The following is a 7,874-nucleotide window of genomic DNA, read 5'->3' as shown; positions in this document are numbered from 1 at the left end:
ACCACGGGAATTTCTGCGCAGTCGGGTATCACAACCCTAAGCGGGAAAAAGTGTCTGGACCTATGGGGTCAAATCCACAGACCGTGGATGAAATCTGCGTGGACCCTAAGCGTCGTTGTTTCTGGCGCAGCCAAGCAGGACCGGTTTCTCTCAGCGAGCAACCCCGAGTGTTGGCAAGTTTCCTGGCTGATCTGCAGCGCACCTGTACTCATCACGGTTATCGTGTGGAGAGTGACCCCTTACCCCAAGAGGAGGCTCGCGATGCCCAAACATCCGATAGCCGTTGAGCTAGAAGCCATCAACCGAGAGGGGGAAACGCAGGTGGTGCGTGACAGTAGCCTGACGGTTCAGGGCTACAGCGTCTACCTGCGGGCGGCAGAGGCCAGTGGCCTTGCCCTGGCCACCTGGGTTGCTGACTACGACACCATAGGTCCAGCTTACGTACTGGCCGAACGCTTGAGCCTGGCGCTGGCCATCCCGCTCACCGTGCTGGTCCCCGGACCACTAATGCCGATTAAGCAGGAACCCACCACCAGGGAAGGCGTCACCACTACGGCCCACTGAACTACCCTCAAATTGAACCAACAACACCTCTGCATTTAGCCCCGGTATGCCTCGCGCTGCCGGGGTTTTGTTTATTTGGAGAATTCCACTATGCGTTACCACAAACTCAAAGCCGGGGAATGCCCCGGCACTTATGTCGTCACCGAACCGGTGACCGAGCAAGACCTGCTGCGCATCGCCAATCAGATTGCCCGCAAGCGTCTGGCCAAAGGTACCGCCATCACCAGTACTACCGAGGCCGCCGAGCGGCTGCAAACCCTGCTACAAGACCGGGAGCATGAAGTGTTTGGCGCACTGTTCCTCGACTCCCAGCATCGTGTCTTAGCCTTTGAAGAGCTGTTTCGTGGCACCCTCGACAGCGCCAGCATCTACCCACGGGAAGTGGTCAAGCGTGCCCTACTACTCAACTGTGGGGCCATCATCGCGGTGCACAATCACCCCAGCGGTGACCCAGAACCCAGCCAATCTGACCGGGTCTTTACCCAAGCCCTCAAAGAGGCCTTGGCCCTGGTCGATGTCCGGTTGCTCGACCATCTGGTGGTCGGCGCTGAGGGCGTGGTCTCCCTTAAAGAGAGGGACCTGCTATGAACCCCATCCCCGGTAAAACACACCTCACCAACATCGATATCCTCATCGAGTTGCGCTGTTGGCTGGCTGACAACGTCGAGATGCAGGCAGAGCCCACCATCGTGGCTCACCTGCCTAACGGCTACCTGCTCACCCAGGCCGACTGTATCGAGGCCATTGATGCGTTGCTCTATCAGCTACGCCATTAGTCGCGCCAAGAAGAGACAAACACCATGCGATTACCTAACCCCTATACCCTTGAGGAAACCCTCGAGAAGCTGCGCCATGGCCTGACAGTCGCCAGCAACGAAGATGCACTGACGTTGCTGGAGAAGGCCGTCACCAAGGCTCGTGATGACGAGGCCTATGCCAAGCAGTTTGAAGAGACCTTGCTGCGGGGATCCACCATCGAGATACGCGAGTGTCTCAGCTGCTTTGGCGACTACGTCGAACGCTCCCGAGACGCACCGCCCTATTACCCGCACCACGACGCCGTCAACGGCATTGATTGTGCGCTCTACACCATCCTGTTTGATGCGGCTCTCCCCGACACACTCCAGGATCACCAATAACGAACCGTCGATCGCCCAATAACATGCAGATCACGTTTCCACCCGATCACCCGAATCATCAAACCAGGATCATCAGGTCCCACACCATGATCCGGATATCCCGACATTACCCCAAGACCACCTCACCGAAGGTGGCCTTTTGCATTTTAAGGAACCATGCCCATGTCTGCCTTCATGATCGACCGCAAGGACTACCTGGCCTTTGCCGTTCAGTTGCACCGCTTTTGCAATGCCCCCATGCCACCGCACTACACCCTTGAGCTGCTGCGCACCCTCTGGTGGTTCCCGCCAGCAGACACGACCAGTACCTGGACGTGGCGGGTAGACCGGCTGGTACGGCTGATGATGCTCGCCAATCGGCGGGCTGTCTGGCATCGCTATCAGCTGGGGCGTCAGCAGGAGCAAAAAGAACCACGCCAGCACCGCTCGACCAAGCAGGGACCGCTTAAACCAGCCCACCGTTACAATCAGGCATCACTCACCGATGCCGAACTGGTTGCCCTCTACAAATTCACCTGCTGCGCCCTGTACCAGTCGAGTGAATGGAGTGGGAGTCCCGAGCAGGCACCCCGGCTAGTGAAGGTACTACAGCAGTTGCAGCAAGCGCTGGCGCAAGACGTGCTGACCCGGCTGTCACTGTGGGAGCAAGCCCCCTGGGGAGAGATGTAATGAACCTTTCCATCACCCTGACAGTGACAAGCTCACCACCGAGCTCAACCGCCCAGATAGCCCAGCGTATCGCCGATGACATGGCACACCTGCATCACCGTCTAGGGGATGGGGTCAGCGATGAACTGGGCATCAGCATCAGTTACCTGGTCGAACAATTTGCGCAGCTGGCAGCGGCTTACCGTTTACCTGCAGAAAGGGAGAAACAACCATGATCGAATTCAACGATAGCTTCACTCAGGTCGCAGTCGCTCAGGCCATGAGTGCACATGGCGATTTGCATAGGCTCATTACCTATCAGCTCACCTTCCCGAAGTGGGCTCACGACTATGACGAGACCGGCAAGCGCACTGGCCCCGACAAGATCAAGCCCATGCCAACGATGCACAAGACCTCGCTGTTCGCGAGTCCACTGGACATGGTGGACAACCTGCCCCGCGAGATTAACTTTGCGTGGTGGGAGCGTGAGTGCAACGACCTCGGCTATCCCGTTGGGGAGTGGAGACGCACCATTGTGGGTGCCTACTTCAACCACGGCACCAACGACAACCCAAACTGGAGCAGCCACACATGAGCATCTTCGAACACATGACATGGGGACTGGGTACCCCGAACCTGCCCAAGCTGGGGGCTCGAGCCATTCTGCAACGTGGTTATGTTGATTTCCTGGGCGACCGTGCCGGTATGTACGGCGAGCCAGACGAGGCGTGGCGGGCCGAGTGCGACACAGTGCTGCCGCACTTCCTGCGTGAGTTAACCAAAATGGCCAAGGCATACCAGATATGCACCGACATGGACGAGGTGTTTCGCCTTGAACACAAGGGCTGGGTGTGTGAAGCCAGTCCGAGGCGCAGCTACGGCTACCTCTACCTCGACATCTACCACCCCGCTAACTAGCGGGGTGTTTGTTTCAAGGAGAAGTATCATGAACAAGTTCTATCACGTGGGCACACTGGCCCACCGTGACGTCACCACCCTGCTGCACACGCTGACGCACAATGCAGCCGCCAATGCCGAGGGGATCCTCAACTACGTGGGCAGCAAGCTGAACCCCTACGACCCGCGCAAAGAGAAGGCCAAGGCACGGCACACATTGCGCCGGGTCAAGAAGGCTCTGAAGGTAGGGCGTATCCCGCTTGAGCTCACCGTGACGGGTTGCCGCATCGACCGTGGCAGCCATCAGGCAGACCGTTACTACTACGACCGGACGCTGCTGGCCCAGGGCTGGCAACAATACGATACCGAGGAAGACGCTTGGTACTTCGGCATCTGGATTAACACCGAGAAGCTGGAGACCTTGACCTACGCAGAAGGGGATACCAGTCATGTGATTGCACCGAACGTCGAGGCGTTTCGTGCCGAACTGGCGCGGCTCTACCAGTACCACCCGCAAGCCCCGGCGTTTATCAGCATCGACCCGGAAGCGGGCATTGTAACCTGCCACTTTGAAGCCAAACCGGAGGTGTGAGATGGCAAAAAACATCACCATCAAGGTACCCGGCAAACATCCGCAAACTGGCGAGCTCACCACCTTTGAGCTCAAGGGCCAGCGCATGGATATCGACATCGGCGGCCAGGCTGTGCCCTTCCTCATTCACGGGAGGGGGATAGGGACGTCGCTCACCCATATCCCGAGCGGCTATCGCATCGCGCTGCTCGGCGGCTGGCTCACCGCTCGTTACGCAATCCCCGAGAATAAGCCCAGCAGAACAGACTGCGCCCGGATGGCCATAGACCGACTGGTGGCCCAGTACGGCTCGCAACACCTGCTAGACCGTCTCAATTGCAAGCAGGTTATCAATCAACAGTAACCACCGCCCAGACGACAACAAGGAGCGATGCAATGACCAACACCCTACCAACAATGCCTGCCCTACAGGTCGGCTATACAGTGATGAAAATGCTGGATGTCGCCATGAGCACCATCGTGGGCGATTACGATGACGCAGACCTGGTACCAGAATGGCAATGGGTCAAGCGTATGGCCTCCCATGAACATGTCGGTGTGAAGGATGACTCCGCCTACGAATATATGTTGAACCTGGCCTTGGAGCTCGATGCCTACCCGCCAACGTTACAGCCCTTGCTCGCAGCAGCAACGCAAGCCGGGGTGAGCTACATCCTGTTTTACAACGACTAGCCACTGCGTCTGCCACTGCGGCCCGGCAGCTTTCTGTAGCCTCGGCACCAACAGACACGACAGCCCAGCACCGCTTATCCACAAACAGCATAAAGGGCCAGCCCTCACAGGCTGGCCCTTTGCATCATTGGAGTCACTGAACATGACCCGTCTTATCACTGGACTTGAGGTGCATCGCTATGCCCCCGAGCTAAACAAACTGCATCTGCGCAACCGGCAGACGTTACCAGCCCCCGGTATCACCACCATCAAAGAGGCCAAAGCCCGCCTGTTTAGGCGTTGGCAGCCAGGGCATCAGGTGACCATCACCGTAAGTCACCCTGACTACGTCAATCTCTCCCGGCTCTACCTAGGGCGACTGACAAGCCTGACAGACCTCCCCGAGCACCTGGCCAGACTACGCCAGCGCCACAACGTGCCAGGCACTATCATCCACACCCAATTGAGGTATCGCTAATCATGACCACGACTACTACCAACACCAATAAGCCGCATCCTGCAGTGCCAGAGCAACCCACCCAGATTTTTGCGCAGTGGGGCTTGCCCCATACCGTGACGCCGCGCTTTGGTGCTCGTCTTATTCAGGAGCATCACCGACTGCACTTTTTGTCTGACCGAGCCTCATTGATTGGCGAATGGGCAGAGGAGGCAATAAACCGGCTTGAAGCCGCCTTCCCGGCCATCATCAAGGAACTGGAAAGCAAACTGCTGACCGGCGAGCTGGATGCCCGCTGTCAGCAACGTATCACCGTCCATCACAGCGGCTTTACCTGCGAAGCCGATACCTTGGGCAGCCAGGGGTATGTCTATATCGCGATTTACGCTGCACAGAGCACGGACGCCTAATAAATGACTTATCAGCGCTGTTAGTTGAGATTCTTGTCGGGATCAATCAGCAGGATACGCCAACTTTCTCTATCCCCTCATACGCTATAACTCACTGAGCTGTTCCCCAGTCATGCTACTGGCCTGTAGGCGGCACTCTGGTGCTATTCTTATGGAACAGCCCCGTTTCGGGTGGTAGAGTAGGCGTGAATCAAATATGAGCAATCTAGTACGGGACTCTATGCCGCAACTTCTCCTAGACGCCAACAAGGTCATTGAAACATTCCATGACCTTGAAGTGACCGCAACCAACGAGGCTATCTACCATGCCTTGGTGGGGCATGGTCACGTTCAGGATATTGCCGGTGAGCTGGGGCTGCCTCTGACGCCGGGATACCGCCTGATCTGCGTGACAACCCGACTAGACAAAGAGAAGTTCGAGATTGCCCTGGTAAATGACCACCTCAAGCAGGTTGTCTACTACAACCAGGTGATCATCGTTCACTACAAAGACCTCAAGTGCCGACCGGCCACGCAACAGCGCGTGTGGCGCTCCACCGACTTCCAACACAAGGCGGTGCTGCGTGACCTGCCAACCGCGGTGTTCTTCGGCTACATCTTGAAGCGCTACGATGTGATCCTGAGCGACAACCTCCAGACCGGCGAAGGTATGCACTTCTGGAAGGCTCGCATGTCAGAGGCGCTGTATCGCGGCCTCTACGTCTATCACTATGAAGTGCTCAAGGCGGAGCTGCACCAGATCCTTTCTCAGGACGCGCTGAACTCCCTATCAGATACGATATGGGGGAATACAGGCGGGCACGAATGGCAGCTGGCCATCATCTCCTGCAAGCCATTGCCATACCCCGTAGAGATCTCAGCACTATAGACCTCTAGCAACCATAAAGAGGGGCCGCCAATCAGTGCAGCCCCTCTTATTTTCCCCGCTAGGCGCCTGAAACAGACGCATAAAGCTCACAATTCAACCTCATTCAGCCTCGGTTGGCTTCATGTGACGTATTGTATCTCCTCCCAGCATGGAGATATTCAATGAGAAATGTGGCAAGGAAAGGCGACCCAACCAGCACTGGCGGGCCGTTAGCGCTGCAGGGCGATTATGTCTCTTGCGGCTGCCCACCCATGAGCAACACGATAATCCCCGCCCAGGGGACGACCGTCGGCGACAATCAAGGGCCCTGGGCGAGAGCAGCAAGCGCCCCAGTAGAGCTACCTGCGCCAAACCCCGCCAGTTCGCCGGCGACCCCTCTTGTCCCCCTGGTTGACCCCGCGGAACATCGGATCGGCATCTTCTTTGATGGCACCCAGAACAACCGGTACAACAGCCAACTCAGGGAGCAGTGTGAAGAGGCAAGCGAAGCGGCCTGCAAATCCATAGAGAAGCTGATAGGGACTGAATCTTCATACGACGGCGGCCCAACCAACATTGCCCGGCTGCATCAAGCCTATACCGGCTCAGCAATCTACATCGAGGGGATCGGTACTGCTGCCGGCAAGGCTGACACGAAGCTCGATATGGCCCTGGGGATCGGCGCAACTGGCGTCATAGCCAGGTCAGAGGAAGGCCTCTCCAAGATCAGCACCATGATCGCCAGCCTCCCCGCTGGCCCAGTAGCTGTGGATGTCTTCGGCTTTAGCCGGGGCGCTGCAGCTGCGCGACATTTCGTGAACATTCTTCTGGAATCGAACCTGGGGCGCTAGGTGCGCGTCGCATTCGTTGGCCTCTTCGATACCGGGGCAGCCATAGGCCTGGACACCAGCAATGACGACAATGCACCAGTTCGCCTCTACATTGCTCCCGGGGCCGCGGAGAAGGTAGTCCAGCTCGCCGCCAAGGACGAGTACCGGCTCAATTTTGCGCTTAACTCCGTACAGCCAGACCACACGGAACTCCCGCTATTCGGTACTCATAGCGACGTTGGCGGCGGGTATCTGGACCAAGTTGAGAAGACGCCAATCATGCGCCCCTATGATGCCATCCTGAAATTTGGTGATGACGCAGCCTATAAGAGATTCCAGGCTGCAGCCAACGCCAGGCTCCAGGAGGAAGCTATCCCCCTATACAAGGGATATGCGAAAGACAGCAGCCAGATAAAACCGACCATCAGCTCTTTCTCCGTCGTATCCAAGAGCGACGCGCCAATGGTGGGCTATGTGGCCAACGCGATCATGACGCGCACGGTCAAACCTGAACTGCAGCTGCTCGCCGGCCACCTTATGCAGACAATAGCACAGGAAAGCGGGTCGCCGCTCCCCCCCCCTGTCTGAGCCGGTTCGCGGGGCGCTGGCCTTCTTGTTCGACCAGTACCTGGGTCTGTGGCATGGAGGCGGTGACCTCAAACTGTCCAAGGAGCAAAACGAGATGCTGATGACGGAGTATGTCCACTGCTCCGATAACTGGACGCCGCTCGGCCCCCTCTACGTGAACGCCCCCGCCCCTGGTGCATATTCCGGCCGATCATGAACACCAATTCCGATTCAACGTGAACACCATTTCCGGACCAATGTGAACGCTCATT

Annotated in this window: 16 protein-coding genes; all 16 read left to right on the top strand. The window is 57.5% G+C overall.

Annotated elements, in window-relative coordinates; all coding sequences use genetic code 11:
- Nucleotides 1-261 precede the first annotated feature (261 nt).
- The gene (locus PG888_RS21875; RefSeq protein WP_024945011.1) at nt 262-564 is read left to right on the top strand and encodes a hypothetical protein; all 303 of its coding nucleotides are present in this window, start codon (nt 262-264) and stop codon (nt 562-564) included.
- A gap of 90 nt (nt 565-654) precedes the next feature.
- Nucleotides 655-1,152, top strand: a complete 498-nt coding sequence (gene radC, locus PG888_RS21870) for a RadC family protein (protein WP_024945010.1) — start codon at nt 655-657, stop codon at nt 1,150-1,152.
- Complete coding sequence (locus PG888_RS21865) at nt 1,149-1,340, top strand: hypothetical protein (protein WP_024945009.1); 192 nt, start codon at nt 1,149-1,151, stop codon at nt 1,338-1,340. The genes radC and PG888_RS21865 overlap by 4 nt, the downstream gene beginning before the upstream one ends.
- Nucleotides 1,341-1,364: 24 nt before the next feature.
- Nucleotides 1,365-1,703: a hypothetical protein gene (locus PG888_RS21860; protein ID WP_024945008.1), complete on the top strand. Its 339-nt coding sequence runs from the start codon at nt 1,365-1,367 to the stop codon at nt 1,701-1,703.
- 162 nt (nt 1,704-1,865) lie between these two features.
- Complete coding sequence (locus PG888_RS21855) at nt 1,866-2,372, top strand: hypothetical protein (protein WP_024945007.1); 507 nt, start codon at nt 1,866-1,868, stop codon at nt 2,370-2,372.
- A complete protein-coding gene (locus tag PG888_RS21850) occupies nt 2,372-2,587 on the top strand; it encodes a hypothetical protein (protein ID WP_024945006.1) in 216 nt (71 codons plus the stop codon). The genes PG888_RS21855 and PG888_RS21850 overlap by 1 nt, the downstream gene beginning before the upstream one ends.
- On the top strand, nt 2,584-2,946 hold the full coding sequence (locus PG888_RS21845; protein WP_024945005.1) for a hypothetical protein: 363 nt from the start codon (nt 2,584-2,586) through the stop codon (nt 2,944-2,946). The genes PG888_RS21850 and PG888_RS21845 overlap by 4 nt, the downstream gene beginning before the upstream one ends.
- Complete coding sequence (locus PG888_RS21840; protein WP_021229634.1) at nt 2,943-3,269, top strand: type IV toxin-antitoxin system YeeU family antitoxin; 327 nt, start codon at nt 2,943-2,945, stop codon at nt 3,267-3,269. Before PG888_RS21845 ends, PG888_RS21840 begins: the two co-directional genes overlap by 4 nt.
- 28 nt (nt 3,270-3,297) lie before the next feature.
- The gene (locus PG888_RS21835) at nt 3,298-3,840 is read left to right on the top strand and encodes a hypothetical protein (RefSeq protein WP_024945004.1); all 543 of its coding nucleotides are present in this window, start codon (nt 3,298-3,300) and stop codon (nt 3,838-3,840) included.
- Between the two features lies 1 nt (nt 3,841).
- Nucleotides 3,842-4,183 (top strand): hypothetical protein, encoded by a 342-nt coding sequence (locus PG888_RS21830; protein ID WP_024945003.1) that lies wholly within the window; start codon nt 3,842-3,844, stop codon nt 4,181-4,183.
- Between the two features lie 32 nt (nt 4,184-4,215).
- A complete protein-coding gene (locus PG888_RS21825; protein WP_024945002.1) occupies nt 4,216-4,512 on the top strand; it encodes a hypothetical protein in 297 nt (98 codons plus the stop codon).
- Between the two features lie 142 nt (nt 4,513-4,654).
- A complete protein-coding gene (locus tag PG888_RS21820; RefSeq protein WP_024945001.1) occupies nt 4,655-4,969 on the top strand; it encodes a hypothetical protein in 315 nt (104 codons plus the stop codon).
- Nucleotides 4,970-4,971: 2 nt separating this feature from the next.
- On the top strand, nt 4,972-5,358 hold the full coding sequence (locus PG888_RS21815) for a type IV toxin-antitoxin system YeeU family antitoxin (RefSeq protein WP_024945000.1): 387 nt from the start codon (nt 4,972-4,974) through the stop codon (nt 5,356-5,358).
- A 220-nt stretch (nt 5,359-5,578) separates the two neighbouring features.
- The gene (locus PG888_RS21810) at nt 5,579-6,226 is read left to right on the top strand and encodes a hypothetical protein (RefSeq protein ID WP_024944999.1); all 648 of its coding nucleotides are present in this window, start codon (nt 5,579-5,581) and stop codon (nt 6,224-6,226) included.
- A 251-nt stretch (nt 6,227-6,477) separates the two neighbouring features.
- Nucleotides 6,478-7,056: a DUF2235 domain-containing protein gene (locus PG888_RS21805; RefSeq protein ID WP_232093595.1), complete on the top strand. Its 579-nt coding sequence runs from the start codon at nt 6,478-6,480 to the stop codon at nt 7,054-7,056.
- Entirely contained in the window at nt 7,057-7,623 is a 567-nt protein-coding gene (locus PG888_RS21800; RefSeq protein ID WP_051505337.1) for a DUF2235 domain-containing protein, read from the top strand.
- Nucleotides 7,624-7,874 lie beyond the last annotated feature (251 nt).

The sequence above is a fragment of the Aeromonas sp. QDB23 genome, assembly GCF_027707745.1.
GTDB classification, from domain to species: domain Bacteria; phylum Pseudomonadota; class Gammaproteobacteria; order Enterobacterales; family Aeromonadaceae; genus Aeromonas; species Aeromonas allosaccharophila.
Note: the sequence above shows the minus strand (reverse complement) of the source record. Positions and strands in the feature narration are given on the sequence as shown.